The sequence below is a fragment of the Gemmatimonadota bacterium genome (assembly GCA_041390105.1).
In the GTDB taxonomy this organism is placed as follows: Bacteria; Gemmatimonadota; Gemmatimonadetes; order Longimicrobiales; family Gaopeijiaceae; genus JAGQIF01.
Map to the genome: position 1 here is coordinate 438,133 of JAWKQO010000002.1, position 15,010 is coordinate 453,142.

General features: G+C 69.6%; 12 protein-coding genes. 9 read left to right on the forward strand and 3 right to left on the reverse strand.

The features are described from left to right. The 7 genes from trpB (at nucleotide 1) to R3E10_11280 (ending at nucleotide 9,773) form a co-directional block, all read left to right on the forward strand. On the forward strand, nucleotides 1–1,230 hold the full coding sequence (gene trpB, locus R3E10_11250) for a tryptophan synthase subunit beta (protein MEZ4416311.1): 1,230 nt from the start codon (nucleotides 1–3) through the stop codon (nucleotides 1,228–1,230). Next, nucleotides 1,227–2,018, forward strand: a complete 792-nt coding sequence (gene trpA, locus R3E10_11255) for a tryptophan synthase subunit alpha (protein ID MEZ4416312.1) — start codon at nucleotides 1,227–1,229, stop codon at nucleotides 2,016–2,018. The genes trpB and trpA overlap by 4 nt, the downstream gene beginning before the upstream one ends. Further along, nucleotides 2,015–3,052 carry a 3-deoxy-7-phosphoheptulonate synthase gene (gene aroF, locus R3E10_11260; protein ID MEZ4416313.1) on the forward strand — a complete coding sequence of 346 codons (1,038 nt, stop codon included), beginning with the start codon at nucleotides 2,015–2,017 and terminating at the stop codon, nucleotides 3,050–3,052. Before trpA ends, aroF begins: the two co-directional genes overlap by 4 nt. Then, nucleotides 3,049–3,891, forward strand: coding sequence for an endonuclease/exonuclease/phosphatase family protein (locus R3E10_11265; protein MEZ4416314.1), 843 nt, complete (start codon nucleotides 3,049–3,051; stop codon nucleotides 3,889–3,891). The genes aroF and R3E10_11265 overlap by 4 nt, the downstream gene beginning before the upstream one ends. Next, nucleotides 3,888–5,150, forward strand: a complete 1,263-nt coding sequence (locus R3E10_11270; protein MEZ4416315.1) for a geranylgeranyl reductase family protein — start codon at nucleotides 3,888–3,890, stop codon at nucleotides 5,148–5,150. Before R3E10_11265 ends, R3E10_11270 begins: the two co-directional genes overlap by 4 nt. 224 nt (nucleotides 5,151–5,374) lie before the next feature. Then, nucleotides 5,375–8,410: a SusC/RagA family TonB-linked outer membrane protein gene (locus tag R3E10_11275; protein MEZ4416316.1), complete on the forward strand. Its 3,036-nt coding sequence runs from the start codon at nucleotides 5,375–5,377 to the stop codon at nucleotides 8,408–8,410. 22 nt (nucleotides 8,411–8,432) lie between these two features. Beyond that, entirely contained in the window at nucleotides 8,433–9,773 is a 1,341-nt protein-coding gene (locus R3E10_11280; protein ID MEZ4416317.1) for a hypothetical protein, read from the forward strand. A gap of 181 nt (nucleotides 9,774–9,954) precedes the next feature. On the opposite strand, the gene R3E10_11285 is transcribed toward R3E10_11280, so the two are convergent. Next, nucleotides 9,955–11,058: a di-heme oxidoredictase family protein gene (locus R3E10_11285; GenBank protein MEZ4416318.1), complete on the reverse strand. Its 1,104-nt coding sequence runs from the start codon at nucleotides 11,056–11,058 to the stop codon at nucleotides 9,955–9,957. A 103-nt stretch (nucleotides 11,059–11,161) separates the two neighbouring features. On the opposite strand from R3E10_11285, the gene R3E10_11290 reads away from it, so the two are divergent. After that, nucleotides 11,162–11,608: a hypothetical protein gene (locus R3E10_11290; protein MEZ4416319.1), complete on the forward strand. Its 447-nt coding sequence runs from the start codon at nucleotides 11,162–11,164 to the stop codon at nucleotides 11,606–11,608. A gap of 22 nt (nucleotides 11,609–11,630) precedes the next feature. On the opposite strand, the gene R3E10_11295 is transcribed toward R3E10_11290, so the two are convergent. Further along, on the reverse strand, nucleotides 11,631–12,923 hold the full coding sequence (locus R3E10_11295; GenBank protein MEZ4416320.1) for a TonB-dependent receptor plug domain-containing protein: 1,293 nt from the start codon (nucleotides 12,921–12,923) through the stop codon (nucleotides 11,631–11,633). 183 nt (nucleotides 12,924–13,106) lie between these two features. Further along, entirely contained in the window at nucleotides 13,107–13,757 is a 651-nt protein-coding gene (locus tag R3E10_11300; protein MEZ4416321.1) for a hypothetical protein, read from the reverse strand. Nucleotides 13,758–13,907: 150 nt separating this feature from the next. Between R3E10_11300 and R3E10_11305 the strand changes: the two genes are divergently transcribed. Next, nucleotides 13,908–15,008, forward strand: a complete 1,101-nt coding sequence (locus tag R3E10_11305; GenBank protein MEZ4416322.1) for an alpha/beta fold hydrolase — start codon at nucleotides 13,908–13,910, stop codon at nucleotides 15,006–15,008. Nucleotides 15,009–15,010 lie beyond the last annotated feature (2 nt).

Sequence of the window (15,010 nt, forward strand, 5' to 3'; positions counted from 1 at the left end):
ATGATCGAGACCGAAGGGGTGGGCCTGGAGGCCCTGCTGAGTGGTGCGCTGCCGGACGAGCGCGGTCGCTTCGGACGCTACGGGGGACGCTTCGTTCCGGAGACCCTGATGGGCGCCGTGGGGCGCCTGGAGGCAGGCGCGCGGGAGGCGTTCGCGGAGCCGGCGTTTCGTGCCGCTCTGGCCGCCGAGCTGCGCGATTGGGTCGGTCGGCCCACCGCGCTGACGCACGCCGCGCGCCTGTCGGAGGCCTGGGGGGCGCAGGTCTGGCTGAAGCGCGAGGACCTGACGCACACCGGCGCGCACAAGATCAACAACGCCATCGGTCAGGCACTACTGGCCCAGCGCCTGGGTGCGCGCCGCGTGGTGGCCGAAACGGGTGCCGGACAACACGGCGTGGCCAGCGCAGCAGCGTGCGCACGGCTGGGTCTGCCCTGCACGGTGTACATGGGCGAGGTCGACGCGGCCCGCCAGGCGCCCAACGTGCTGCGCATGCGAACGCTCGGTGCCGAAGTCATCGAGGTGAAGACGGGAGACCGGACGCTGCGGGCCGCGATCGACGAGGCCATCCGCGACTGGGTGGCGGATCCGGAGGGCACCTACTACCTCATCGGCTCCGTGGTGGGACCCCACCCCTATCCCTGGATGGTGCGCGAGCTCCAGGCGGTGATCGGCCGCGAGGCTCGGGCGCAGATCGTCGAGCAGGCCGGGCGGCTTCCCGATGCCGTGGCCGCCTGTGTTGGGGGAGGCTCCAACGCCATCGGACTCTTCCACGGGTTCCTGGCCGATGCGGACGTGGAGATCCTGGGCCTGGAGGCCGGCGGACACGGGCTGGGGCTGGGCCAGAACGCGGCCACGGTGGCGTTCGGGCGTCCCGGCGTTCTACACGGCGCCCACACGCTGCTGATCCAGGATCCGCACGGTCAGATCGTGGACACCGAATCGATCTCCGCGGGTCTGGACTATCCGGGGGTCGGGCCCGAGCATGCTTTCCTGCACGAGATCGGCCGGGTGGTCTACCGGCCGGTCTCCGACCGCGAAGCGCTCGAAGGGGTGAAGGCGCTCTGTGCGCTGGAGGGCATCCTGCCCGCGCTGGAATCGGCGCACGCGCTGGCGGGCGCGGCCGCGTGGGCCCGCGAACACCAAGGAGGGATCATTCTGGTGGGGTTGTCCGGTCGAGGCGACAAGGACCTGGAGACGTTGGCCCGAGTGCTGGGCGGGAGCGGCCGGTGAGCCCCCTCAGCGCACAGGGTGGTGAGCGCCTGGAGGCGGCCATCCGCGGCGCCCAAGCCGACGGGCGGCCGGCGCTGGTCGGCTACGTCACCGGCGGCTTCCCCGACCCCCAGGCCTTTGCGGACCTCCTTCCGGACCTGGCCGCGGAGGTGGACATCCTGGAGGTCGGCATCCCGTTCTCGGATCCGATGGCGGATGGCGTGACCATCCAGCGCGCCAGCGAACGGGCACTGTCGGCCGGAGCCACCCTGAGCGGCATCCTGGACACGCTGGCCGCGGCCCGCCTGGAGCGGCCGGTGGTGCTGATGAGCTATCTGAACCCCGTGCTGCAGATGGGACTGGACTCGTTCGCCGAACGTGCGCGCGCGTCGGGTGTGAGCGGGTTGATCGTCCCCGACGTGCCCTTCGAGGAGTCGGGTCCGCTGCGGCGGGCCTTGGGAGGGCAGGGCGTGGCGCTCATCCAACTGGTGACGCCGTTGACGCCGGACGAGCGCTTGGCGCGGCTGTGTGCGGCGAGCGAAGGCTTCGTGTACGCGGTGACCATGACAGGGACCACCGGTGCGGCCGTCGCGTCGCAGCACGACCAGGTGGCGGCCTATCTGGACCGGGTGCGGGCGCGTTCGCCGCGGCCCGTGTTGGCGGGATTCGGCATCCGCACGGCGGAGGACGTGCGCCGGCTGGGTGCGCACGCCGACGGCGCCATCGTGGGAAGCGCGGTGGTGGAGGCGATCGAACAGGGCGCGGACGCCGCTGCGCTCCTGAGGGCTCTGCGGGGAGCGGCGGCATGATCGCGGTGCTGGATCGATCCTGTTCGCTCAAGCAGAAAGCAGACCTGCTGCGCTTCGTCGAGAACGCCGGGTTCCGGGTGCAGATCTCCGAGCTCCCCAACGAGACGCTGGTCGGCGTGATCGGACCGGGCGCGGGCTCCCTCGCCGCCGAGCTGGCGACGTTTCCCGGTGTGCGGGAGATCCGGCGTGAGGCGCCGCCCTATCCACTGGTCTCCCGCGAGAGTCACGGCGGACCGGGGCGGGTGCGGGTCGGAGAGGTCACCTTCGGTGAGGACGCGGTGGTGGTCATCGCCGGTCCCTGTGCCGTCGAGTCACGAACGCAGATCCTGGAGGCTGCGCGCGCGGTGCAGGCCGCTGGTGCGGCCATGCTGCGCGGCGGTGCTTTCAAGCCCCGTAGCTCTCCGTACAGCTTCCAGGGGCTGGGTGTCGAGGGACTGGACCTGCTCGCCGAGGCTCGCGCGGAGACCGGCCTGGGCATTGTCACCGAGGTCGTCGCGCCCGAGGATGTGCCGCTGGTGGCGGAGCGGGCCGACATGCTGCAGATCGGTGCCCGCAACATGCAGAACTTCCGCCTCCTCTCTGCGGTGGGGGAGCTCGGCACGCCCGTGCTGCTCAAGCGAGGCATGATGGCAACCACCGACGAACTGCTGCTGGCCGCCGAGTACGTGGTGGCAGCGGGCAACTCGCGCGTGGTGCTCTGCGAGCGCGGCATCCGCACCTACGAGACGGCGACGCGCAACACGCTGGATCTCGCCGCCGTGCCCGTGCTGAAGGAGCGCACGCACCTTCCGGTCATCGTCGATCCGAGCCATGCCGCGGGGCGCAGGGAATGGGTGGGCGCGCTCTCGCGTGCCGCGATCGCGGCGGGGGCGGATGGATTGATCGTCGAGGTGCATCCCCGACCGGAGGAGGCCCTGTCGGACGGACGCCAGTCGCTGACGCTTCCGTCGTTCAGCACGCTCATGGACGAGCTGGAGCAGGTGGCGCGCGCCGTAGGACGGACCTTGCCCAGGACGACCGGAATCCGGCGGTGAACCCGGGCCGACTCCTGCGTGCGGCACCACTCCTCGTGCTGCTGCTGGCGGGTTGCTCCCGGACCGCAGCGCTCGCACCGCCCACGCTGCGGGTGCTCGTCTACAACATCCACGCGGGCAAGGACGCTCAGGGTGTCGAGAACCTCGAGCGCGTGGCCGCCGTCGTCCGGGACGCCGACGCAGACCTGGTGCTGCTTCAGGAGGTGGACCGGGGGACGGCCCGGTCGGGGGGCGTGGATCAGATCGCACGACTCGCGGAGGCCACCGGACTGCACGCCGCCTTCGGCCGCACGCTCGACTATGACGGAGGCGAGTACGGCATCGCCCTCCTCTCACGGTTTCCCCTCGCCAGCGATACCCTCGTCCACCTCCCGGTCGACCCCCCGCAGGCGCGAGCGGGCGGGTCGTACGAGCCGCGGGGCATCCTGGAGGCGCGGGTGTCGACGCCCTGGGGTCCGTTGCTGGTGCTGAACACGCACCTGGACGCGTCTCCCGACGACGCCTACCGCTGGCAGGAGGTTCCTACGGTGTTGGCGCGAGGGCGCGACGCGGCAACGGCCGCGGACGACGCGGTGCTACTCGGTGGCGACTTCAACGCGGAGCCGGGCACGCGCGTGATCGACGCCCCCGCCGCAGCAGGATGGGTGGATGCGTTCGCAGGCTGCGGCCGCGGGGACGGGCTCACCTATCCGGCCAACGGACCCATCAAACGCATCGACTACCTCTGGCTCGGCGAAGCGTTCGAGTGCGTGGAGGCGGAGGTGCTCACAGGGGAGGCGTCCGACCACCGAGCGTTCCGAGTGGACCTGCGTTGGCGCGGGCGTGCGGCGGGGACGTGAACGCGAGCGCGGGCCAGGTCCCCGTCGGGAGCGGCGAGGCTCGTCGGACCTGGGACGCGATCGTGGTGGGCGCCGGACCCGCGGGATCGACGGCGGCCTGGCACCTGGCCCGGGCCGGGGCGGCGGTGTTGTTGTTGGAGCGAGCTGCGTTTCCGCGCGACAAGGCCTGCGGCGACCTTCTGATTCCCGACGCGCTGGCGGCGTTGGAACGGTGTGGGGCACGTGGGGAGGTGGACCAGCTGGGCCACCGCGTCGACACGCTCCGGGTGGCCAGCCCCCGAGGCGTCACCTTCGACGTTCCGACGGAGATGGTGGGGCTGCCCCGGGTGCAGCTGGACGAGCTGCTGGCCCGGCGGGCGTCCGAGGCCGGCGCCCACCTGGCTCGCGGGAAGGCAGGCGCGGTGGGTCTGGGGGCCGACGGACCCTTCGTGGATCTGGAGGTCCGACCGGGCCAGGCCAGCCTCCGGGTGGGCGGGCGCTTCGTGCTCATCGCCACCGGTGCCGACACCTCCTTGTTGGAGCCGCTCGGCATGCTGGAACGTACGGCACCTTCGGCGGTGGCGCTGCGCCGCTATGTCGTCTCCGACACCCCCCTCGCCCAGCCTCTGATCTCCTTCGACCGGTCCGTGCTCCCGGGCTACGCGTGGATCTTCCCGGTGGGGCCGGGCCGCTTCAACATCGGCGTCGGGCTGTTCTTCGAGCAGGCCCGCAAGCAGGACGTGGCGGGAGCGGCCGCCTCGCTCCGGGATCTGCTGCAGCGCTTCGAGGCGCACAGCCCGGAGGCGCGCCAGCTTCTGGCCGGGGGGCCCGAGGGGGCGGTGCGCGGCGCCCGGCTTCGCACCGGGCTCGAGGGCACGCGGCCCCTGCATCCCAGCGGCAAGGTCCTGGCCGTGGGGGAGACCCTCGGCACGACCTATCCCTTCACGGGAGAAGGGATCGGCAAGGCCATGGAATCGGCCGAGATCGCGGCCCAGGTCCTGGGTGAAGAGCTGGGACGGGGGGACGCGGGGGGCGGTCTCGGCAAGGCCACCGGGGTGGCCGGTTACGCAGAGCGCATCGCGGGGGAGTTGGGGCCCCGCTACGGGGGGTATCACACCGCCCAACGGTGGCTGCGCCGGGCCTGGGTCGCGGATCTGGTGTCCTGGCGCGTGGCCCGGAGCCCCCACCTCCGCACCCTTGCCGCCGAGGTGCTGGCCGAGCGGGCCGACCCGGGCCGGATCTTCTCGCTGGGCACCCTGTTCCGGTCCCTGATCGGCTAGGCAAGAGGCCGGCTCCGGGGGGGGGAGCGTGGCCAAACTGAAACACTCTTGCGGGACCAGCGAATGCACTAGTATTGAAGACAGCTTGTCCCGACATCGGGGGCTCGCCCGTTCACTCCCAAACCTCTGGGATGCGGGCGATCCGGCGGCGAACCAGAGGGTTCGTCGCGGGGCCATCCGGGCACCCAGCGGGGCATTCCTTCCTCATCCTTGTAGGAGGCGTCATGCACACACGCCTTGTGTGTACGTTTGTGCGCCTGTGCGTCCTCGCGCTCGCTATCGCCTTCGCGGGTTCATCGACCGCGGCGGCGCAGCAGGCGACAGGCAATATCCGGGGGCAAGTCACCGATGCGGTGACGCTGCGGCCACTCCCCGGCGCGCAGGTCCTCGTGGTGGGTACGGGCCGAGGAGGCCTGGCCAACTCGAGCGGGCAATACCTCGTCCTGAACGTTCCCACCGGCTCGCACGTGGTGCGAGTCGAGATCCTCGGGTACGGCACGGTCGAGCAGCAGGTGACGGTGGCCGCGGGGCAGACGGCCGCGCTCGATTTCGCGATGAGCCAGCAGGCGCTGGAGCTGGACGAGATCGTGGTCACCGGCACGGCGGGCCAGACGCAACGGCGCGCCATCGGCAACGCGGTCCAGAAGTTCGAGGCCGCCGAAGTCACGGAGGCGGTACCCGTCGCTAGCGTGCAGGAGCTCCTGCAGGCGCGCACTCCCGGCCTGACGCTGGTGTCGAACGGCGGTGGCGCGGGTGACGGCTCGCAGATCCGCCTGCGCGGGTCAGGCTCCTTGTCGGGCCGCTTCGAGCCCGTCGTCTTCGTCGACGGCGTGCGCATCGAGAGCGGCAACCAGAACGGGCAGTGCAACAACGTTGTGCACTGCACCAACGCGCTGGACTTCCTGAACCCGAACGACATCGAGTCGATCGAGGTGATCAAGGGCCCGGCCGCGGCGACGCTGTACGGCGCCGAAGCCGCGTCCGGCGTGATCCAGATCATCACCAAGAAGGGCCGCCCCGGCACGGGCATGCAGTGGACCGCCAGCATGGACGCCGGCACCTCCGACTGGGTGCTGGACCGGCCCCAGACCTACTGGCAGTGCACGCAGGCCAACGTGAACGACGCCGTGCGCTTCCCCGGCTGTCAGGGTGTGACCGCCGGCACGGTGCTGACGGACGACCCCATGACGCGCCATCCCAACGCGGTGCGCGGCAACGAGGGATCGAGCGACGCCAACGGACCCGGTCAGTACGCCTTCAACATCTCGGCGCGTGGTGGTGGTGAGCTGTTCAACTACTTCCTCTCGGCCGAGAAGGGCGATGAGGAAGGGATCTTCCTGAACAACTTCGCCAAGCGCCAGGGTGGGCGGGCCAACTTCGGGTTCGTGCCGAGCGAGAAGCTCAACTTCAACGTGAACGTGGGCTACGTGCGGCAGCACATCCGCCAGCCCCTGTCCAACAATTCGTCGAACTCCGTTCTGCGCAACGCCTATCGCGGGCAGACCCTGGCGGTCAACCCGCAGTGGGAGCCGGGCTTCCGGGGCTTCGGGCCCGAGCTGGCCAACCAGTACGACCTGCAGACGCGCACGGAGCGCTTCACGCTGGGTGCCACGGTCAACTACGAGCCGTTCTCCTGGCTGTCCAACCGCCTGACGCTCGGGCTGGACAACAACGATCGCAACAACACGCAGTTCTATCCCATCGACCAGACGGGTCAGGCACCCTGGGGTGCCACCAACGCCACCGGCGCCATCTCGATCTTCCTGCCGGACGTGCACACCTGGACGGTGGACTACTCCGGGACCGTCAGCACGGACCTGAGCGAGAACTACTCGAGCGCCTTCAGCGCGGGCATGCAGCTCAACGCCCGCAAGTACGAGTCGTTCACCACCATCGGTGAGGGCTTGGTGGCTAGCCAGATCAACCTGGTCGGTACGGCCGCGAACACGCGCGCCAGCCAGGATCTGGAGGAGCAGACCTCGCTGGGCTTCTACTTCCAGGAGCAGGTGGGGTGGCGGAACCGGCTGTTCGCGACCGCTGCCGTGCGCATCGACGACAACTCTGCGTTCGGTCGTGAGTTCTCGCTGGTGGTCTATCCGAAGGCTCAGCTCAGCTACGTCATCTCGGACGAGGACTTCTTCGACGTGGGCTGGGTGGATCAGCTCAAGCTGCGCGGTGCCTGGGGACAGGCCGGCAGCCCGCCCGAGCCCTTCACCGCCGACCGGACCTACACGGCCGGCGTCACGACGACCGCGGACAACGTGGTCAACCTGCTCCGGCCGTCCTCCTACGGGAACCCGAACCTCAAGGCCGAGACGGGCTCCGAGCTGGAGCTGGGCTTCGAGGCCTCGTTCCTCGATGGTCGGATGGGGCTCGACTTCACCTACTACAACCAGAAGACGCGGGACGCCCTCATCGAGGTGCCGGACCCACCGTCGTCGGGCTTCAGCGGCACGCACTTCGCCAACGTGGGCGAGATCGCCAACAGCGGCATCGAGGTGCTGCTGACCGCGACGCCGATCTACACGCGCAACCTGCAGTGGGACGCCACCGTGGCGCTGTCGACCAACTCCAACGAGCTGGTCACCTTCGGTGACGCCCCCATCACGCAGATCGAGTTCGGCCAGTTCGCCACCGTGCAGCGTCACATCCCGCGCTATCCCATGGGTGGCTTCTGGAGCACCGACGTGGTGCGGGATGCCTCGGGTGCGCCCGTGCTGACGGGGAGCGGCGGCGTGACGGTGGCCAGCGACAAGGAATACGTCGGTCCGTCGCTCCCGACCCGCGAGATCGGCTTCACCAACACCGTGACGCTGTTCGACAACGTTCGGCTGTTCGCCAACCTGGACTACAAGGGTGGCCACTATCAGTGGTGCGCCATCTGCTCGGTCCGGAGCCGCATCGACCTGAACACCAAGCTGGTCAATGATCCCAGCTCGGATCCGGTGGACGTGGCCGTGGCGAAGAGCCTGCAGACCAAGACGTGGATCCAGAACGCGGACTTCATCAAGCTGCGTGAGATCTCGGCGACCTACGACCTGCCGTCCGCCGTGACGGAGAAGGCGGGTGTCGACAACGCGGCCATCACCCTGTCCGCGCGGAATCTGTGGATGTGGACGAAGTACAAGTTCGACCAGGAGGGTCTGGGCTCGCCCGATCCCGAGGTCAACTTCGACTCGCTGTCCGGCTTCAACCGTACCGACTACGCATCCATTCCCATGCTACGGACCTTCGCGCTCAGCGTGCGGTTCGCGTTCTGAGCCCACTGGAGGAATACCTTCGATGAACAGGATCACTCGCAATCGCGGACGGTGGGTGGCTACCGCCACCGCCGCGCTGGCTTTGGTGGGTTCGGCCTGCTCCGTCAACGACCTGCTGGAGGTGAACAACCCGGCGGAGTTGAACGAGGAGCTGCTGCAGGACTCCACCTTGATCAACGTGCTGTTGAACGGTGTGATCGGCGACTTCCAGGTCGCGTACTCCGACCCGTTCGTGTGGCGCGGTTCGATGTTCACGGACGAACAGATCACGGGCATCAACTGGGAACAGACCGCTCGCCTGAGTCAGCGCATCGTGCGCTACGACGAGGGTGACGCGGATGACATGTTCTCGCAGCTCAGCCGGGCGCGTTCCCAGGGGGACAGCGTCTCCGGCCGCTTCCGTGAGCTGCTGGCCAACCCCAGCAGTGATGTGAAGATGGCCACGGCGCTGGTCTATGCAGGGTATTCGTACATCCTGCTGGCCGACGCCATGTGTGAGGCCACCGTCAACGTCGGCTCGGAGATCTATCAGCCGCTGCAGCTCTATCAGTTCGCGGTGGACCGCTTCGACGAGGCCTTGAGCGTGGCGCAGGCGGCGGGCTCGTCCGAGATCGCCAACCTGGCCCGGGTGGGCCTCACGCGGGCGCACCTCAACCTGGGCAACAACGCCCAGGTCCTGGCCATCGCGCCACAGGTGCCGGCGGACTACCGCCGTTGGGTGGAGTACTCGGCCACCGACCCGCGCACCTACGATGTGCTGAACGACCGGGTGACCGGCGCCAACCACTCGCTGGGCATGCACCCGCACTTCCTGGCCGGCGGACCGAGCAACTTCGGTACGCAGGACCTGGACGCGTTTCTGACCGACCCGCGCGTGCAGCACCTGCCGGATTGGCGGCTCGGCCACAACCGGCTGACGCAGCTCTACACGCCCAAGCAGGGGTTGATGTTCTCCGAGTACAACGGGGAGACCTTCGCCACGGGTGGCAACCCGCCGGACTTCGGGCAGGGCACGGACATCACGTTCGCGTCCGGCCTGGAGGCGCAGCACAACTATTACGAGGCCCTGGGGCCCACGCCCGAGACGCTGGCGTTCGTCAACGATCGCCGCGCCTTCGGCAACCAGGCGCCGGTGACGCTCAGCGGCGACGCGCTGATGATGGAGCTGCGTGACCAGCGCGGCCGTGACCTGTTCCTGAACGGTTCACGCCTGGGTGACCTGCGGCGCTGGCTGCGGCAGGGCGACGACATGTTCCCGTCGGGGGTCCATCCCACGTCGCAGTGGGGTGACTACGGCACGGCGACGTGCTTCCCCATGCCGCTGGAGGAGTACGAGGGCAACCCCAACATCCCGAAGCCGTAAGCCGGTCTCGGAGGATCGGGAACCGGGTCCGTAAGGCGGTCCCGGGTCCAGCAGTAGCGCGGGGGTGCGGTCTTCGGACCGCACCCCCGTTGTCGTTCAGGGGCCCCGCGAGGGCTCGATGGGGGAGTGCGGACCAAAGCGCGCCCAGCCGATCCGCCGCTGGACCCTCCGCGTGCCGCCCTCAGAGCTGAGCCAGGAAGCGCAACAGCGCTTCCTGGACCACCCGGTCCAAGCCGTCGAAGGCGTCCCGTGCAGCTTGGGCCTCCCCGCCATGCGCGAGGATGGCGTCCCGGACGCGGCCGATTCTTCCGTCGTGCAGCAGGGTCCGGCGGTAGCGCAGCCCCATCAGCGGCTCGGTGCGCACCTCGGTGGGAGACGCTCCGGCGGTGCAGGGCCCGGCCAGGTCGGGTCCCATGTCATGCAGCAACAGGTCCGAGTAGAGGGCGATCTCGCGTCCTGCCAGCGGAGGCGGAGCATCGGCGCGCGTCCGCAGCGCGGGGACGTGACAACTCGAGCACCCGAGGCCCTCGAACAGCGCCCGCCCCTGCTCCACCAGCGCCTCGTCCTCCGGGCGCGGTGTGCCCGGCTCGGGTGGCGCCAGGTAGCGCACGAAATCGACGATCAAGGCCACGCGCTCTGCGTCCAGCTCCGGATCCGCCACCTGGTCCGAGCCGTCCGGCACGGCCGGCAGGGCGCCGGCGGTGGCCTCGTCTGGATGGGCTGCGGTGGTCAGGCCCATCTCCAACCGGGCCGCTTCGTCCACGAAGTCCGCCAGGGTGGCCACCGCGGCCTTCCGACCAAAGCGGGCCGGGCGCCCATCGGCGCTGCGGCCCACCCGTCCGGAGATGCCGTCCCCGTTGCGGTCGTCCGGGTCGGCCAGCCCGTCCAGGGTGGCCTGGGGGATGGCGTCGATCATGCCCATTCCGAACAGGAACGGTGTGTTGATCCGGCCCCGATGGCTGGCCTCCGCCGGGGCACTCGCCGGCACGGCCCCCAGGGCGCTCGCCTCCGGCGTGAGCTTGCCGCGCAGGTTCTCGCCCCCCTGGGCCGCAAAGGTCTGGCAGGTGCCCTCGTCATCGAAGTGCGAGGCCTTCAGGACCAGCTGCTCACCGGTGCCCCCATCGGCCGGGTCGGTGTGACACGCGTTGCACGCATTCTCGTTGAAGCGGGGGCCCAGGCCCTCCTCCGGACTGAAGACATGGGAGAACAGGGCCTGGCCTTGGGCGAAGCGGTCCGCCTGGTCCTGGCTCAGCCCCGGCAACGGCTCGCCGATCGGGGCGTACAAGGGACGTGGCGTGGGTTCGGGTGTACACGCCAGAATTCCGAGGGCGCTCGCGCCCAGGGCGAGCCCCGCCCGAGCCATCCTGCGACGAGGAGAGAGTGTGGACATGACGGAACGTACGCGCTTGACGCGGGCCTTGTCAGGGTCGGCCTGGGCAACCGCGGTGTTGGGCTTCGCCTCGGTGGGTGGATGCGGACTGGTGGAGGCGGACAAGCAGCCGGAACAGGCGCGGGTGCAGATCGAGGTGACGGCGACGAATCCGCTGCAGCTCGTGATCTCGACCGACTTCTTCGAGTTCATCGAACCCGTCTCGGGCGAGATCCTGGCCAGCTTGAACGATGCGGACACCTTCGCGGTCACCGGCACGTTCGATCAAACGATCGCGCTCGGGAACGCGTCGGCCATCCTGGCCCGCCTCACCGAGACCGACAGCCTGCAAGCCACCGTCCGTATGCGGGTCTTCCTGGACGGAAGCCTGGAGTACGATCGTCAGGGAACGATCCAGGACGCGACGCTGGAGTACCGCTACATCTTCAGCCGGTTCGGCTTCTAGCGTCCCGCGGGAAGCCGAGCGCCTAGCGCGTTGGATCCTCGGGGTGGCGGAGGCGGCGGAACAGCCGATCCGCACCCGTGACGATGATGGGCACCGCCGCGAAGAGGAACGTGTAGCCGACCGCGTTGGCGATGTCCGCCTCCGCGGCACCCTCGGTGGTGAGCGCGAATGCGTAGCCAGGCAGCAGTCCCAGCGCAGCCCCGAACGCCGCCGGTGCGAACCGCCCCACCGAGGTGTCGGTGGCGCCGCTCCAACGGGCTCCGAGGGCGCTGGTGACGGTCGGGATCAACAGAGCCGCTACCGCGACCGTCCCGGTCTTGCCCGCACTGCACTCCGTGACGATCTCATCCTTGGCGTCGATGCCGATGCAGGTCTTGGCCACCGAGACTCCGGCGGCGATACCCAGCGCGTTGCCCACGAACGCACCGAGGAAGGCGCGTCCGGTGTGGTGTCCCTGCGGTTCCTGGGACCAATCGAAATGGCGACTGGACGGGCTGGTGACCGGGTAGCCTCCGATCACCGGTTCCGCTCCGTCCCCCCGCTGTACCCCGGGCGTGTGCGTGGTGATCAGAATGACACCGTACAGGGACCCGCTCCCGTAGCGCGCGCCGGCCTCGCCGGGCGGCACCACTTCCAGCCGTTCGATGGTGTGCAGCGAGAGCATGCCGTAGAGGAAGTTGGGATTCGAGACCGGCACGCCGTCCAGGTACACCTGGGGCGACTGGCATCCGCGATTGAGCATGGAGATGCTCTGGGCCGAGCGGAACTCGAGGCACACATCGGCACCGCTGACGTCGTTTCGCTGACGCATGCGGATCCCGGGCACCGTCTGGCGCAGGAGATCGCCCAGATGGCGGCTCGTGCCCAGCGCCCGCTGGATCATCTCTGCGTCCACGACGTGGGTGCTGGAGCCACGGGCTCGTTGGGCGCGCTCCTCCGGGCGCACGCCCTCCACCACCAGCTCCTCGATCGCGATGGCGGTCGGTGAGAGGCGGATCTCGAGTTCCAGGCCCTCGTCGCCCACGTTGACCACCTGTTGGTGCTCGCCGTAGGCCAGATGCTCGAAGGTGAGCAGTCGCTCGCCCGTCGGGATCCCCTCCAGGCGGAACAGCCCCGCCGCGTCGGTCACCGCCTCCCGGGTCAGTCCCCCCGCGCGCACGACCACATCGGGGATGCCCGCTCCGGACTCCATATCCACCACACGACCCACCAGGTCGGCGGTTGCCTGCGCGGCGACGTGGGGCACAGCCGCCAACAGGAGGCAGAGCCCGAAGAGCAGGGCAGGGACGCGGCGGCTGACGGCGGGGACGGGCATGTTCGAATCCGGGTGAGGCTGTCCAGACCAAAGCGGGGGGCGTCATCGCCGCCCCTGCGTCCCTCCATACGATGGCAGGGAAGAGGCGCTGTCGCTCTGCAGTGAATGTGCGACCGGGCCAGCGGTCACGCGAGGTGTCCGCTGGCCCGGTGCGCTGCCCTGGGGACGCTGGGGTCTTGGCGCTCAGCCCCCCGGATTCGCGGGTGGCCCCGCCGTGTCCGGCGCCGGCCGGAACCGACCCGGAGCGCGTGGTCCGATGGGAGCGCCCTCGGGGCCTCCCGGTCCGCGGAAGCTGGGGCCGTCCGGCCCGCTGCGACCGCGGAATCCCTGGCCCTGCGGCCCCGGTCGGCGGCCGCGCAGGCCCGGGCCCTGGGCGCCGCGCTGCCCACGGGCACCCCGGCGTGCCTCCAAGCGGCCTTCACGCAGCTTGGTCTGCTGCTCCTCGCTCAGGATCCCATTGATCTGCGTACGTACCTGGTCCTGCCGCTCGTGCATGCGATCGAACGCCTCGTGCAGCTTCGCCTGCGCGTCGGCGCCGGTGATCTCTCCGGCGGCCATGTCCGAGCGGAGCCGACGCAACTCGGCGGCTCCGGCCTCCGACTGCTCGAGGTGCTGGACGCGGATCTGATTCAATCGGGCGACCTGATCCTCGGTCAGCTCGAGGCGCTCGCGCTGGCGGAGCACACCCTCGACGCCGCCGCCGCGGGGACCCACCACGCCGACGCGTGGACCGTCACGCCCCGGACGTTGGGGCCCACGCTGCGCCAGCAGCGGGGTGGCCGCCCATCCAGCGCTCGCCACCACCGCGATCAACACTCCCATTCTAGCCTTCATGACGACCTCCATTGCCGTGCGATGTCCTGCTCCGTAGACGCCTCAACCGGTCTGTTCGTTAGGTCCGGAGGGAGGGCACCGGGGGCGGGCCCCATCCGGCGGGGTGGCTCAGACTGGCGTCGCGCGAAGGCGCCCAGCAGCTTCCCGGGCATGACTACCACGCCAGCGATCCAACGACTGCGGCGGCCGGCCTGGGGAGCTCTGCTGCTCCTCGCCGCTGCTCCGCTCGGTGCCCAACAGACCTGGCCGGCGCCGGTCGAGGGCGACTTCACGGTGACCGACTTCGTCTTCGACAGCGGCGAGCGCCTTCCCGAGCTCACGCAGCACTACCGCACCTTGGGCGCGCCGCGTCGCGGGCCCGACGGGCGTGTGCGCAATGCGGTGTTGGTGATGCACGGCACCACCGGGAGCGGAGGCGGATTCCTGTCTCCCCGCTTTGCCGGCGAGTTGTTCGGGCCCGGCAAGCTGCTGGACGCCGCGGAGTACTACATCGTGCTGCCGGACGGCATCGGGCACGGCCAGTCCAGCAAGCCCTCCGACGGAATGCACGCCCGCTTCCCCGCCTACACCTACGACGACATGGTGCGCGCCCAGTACCGGCTCCTCACCGAGGGACTGGGCGTCGATCACCTGCGCCTGGTGATGGGGACGTCCATGGGCGGTATGCACACCTGGGTCTGGGGCTACACCTATCCCGACTTCATGGACGCGCTCATGCCGCTGGCCAGTCTTCCGGTCGAGATCGCGGGTCGGAACCGGATCCAGCGTGCCATGATCCTCCGTTCCATCAAGGACGACCCGGCCTGGAACGGAGGCGACTACACCCAGCAGCCGCCCGGACTCACCGCGGCCATCCACTCGCTCATGTTCATGGTGTCGAGTCCCAGGCAGTGGCAGAAGGACGCGCCCACCCGGGAGGAGGCGGAGACCATGCTGGAGCAGATGGTGGAGCGCTACCGGAGGAGTCTCGACGCCAACGACATGATCTATGCCTTCGACGCGTCGCGCTTCTACGATCCTTCCCCTCATCTGGAGCAGATCCAGGCACCGCTCCTCGCCATCAACTCGGCAGACGATCAGGTCAACCCGCCGGAGCTCGGGATTCTGGAGCGAGAGATCCAGCGCGTGCCGAAGGGCCGGGCCATGGTGTTGCCCATCACCGACCAGACCCGCGGGCATGGTACGCACTCCATCCCGGCCATCTGGGGACGCTACCTGAAAGAGCTGCTGCAGCGCGCGCCCGCCCGCTGAGG

Bases quoted from the DNA above. Each gene is read 5' to 3' on its own strand.
- R3E10_11290 (MEZ4416319.1), top strand. From the start codon at position 11,162: ATGACGGAACGTACGCGCTTGACGCGGGCCTTGTCAGGGTCGGCCTGG.
- aroF (MEZ4416313.1), top strand. From the start codon at position 2,015: ATGATCGCGGTGCTGGATCGATCCTGTTCGCTCAAGCAGAAAGCAGAC.
- R3E10_11280 (MEZ4416317.1), top strand. From the start codon at position 8,433: ATGAACAGGATCACTCGCAATCGCGGACGGTGGGTGGCTACCGCCACC.
- trpB (MEZ4416311.1), top strand. From the start codon at position 1: ATGATCGAGACCGAAGGGGTGGGCCTGGAGGCCCTGCTGAGTGGTGCG.
- R3E10_11300 (MEZ4416321.1), bottom strand. From the start codon at position 13,757: ATGAAGGCTAGAATGGGAGTGTTGATCGCGGTGGTGGCGAGCGCTGGA.
- R3E10_11305 (MEZ4416322.1), top strand. From the start codon at position 13,908: ATGACTACCACGCCAGCGATCCAACGACTGCGGCGGCCGGCCTGGGGA.
- R3E10_11275 (MEZ4416316.1), top strand. From the start codon at position 5,375: ATGCACACACGCCTTGTGTGTACGTTTGTGCGCCTGTGCGTCCTCGCG.
- R3E10_11295 (MEZ4416320.1), bottom strand. From the start codon at position 12,923: ATGCCCGTCCCCGCCGTCAGCCGCCGCGTCCCTGCCCTGCTCTTCGGG.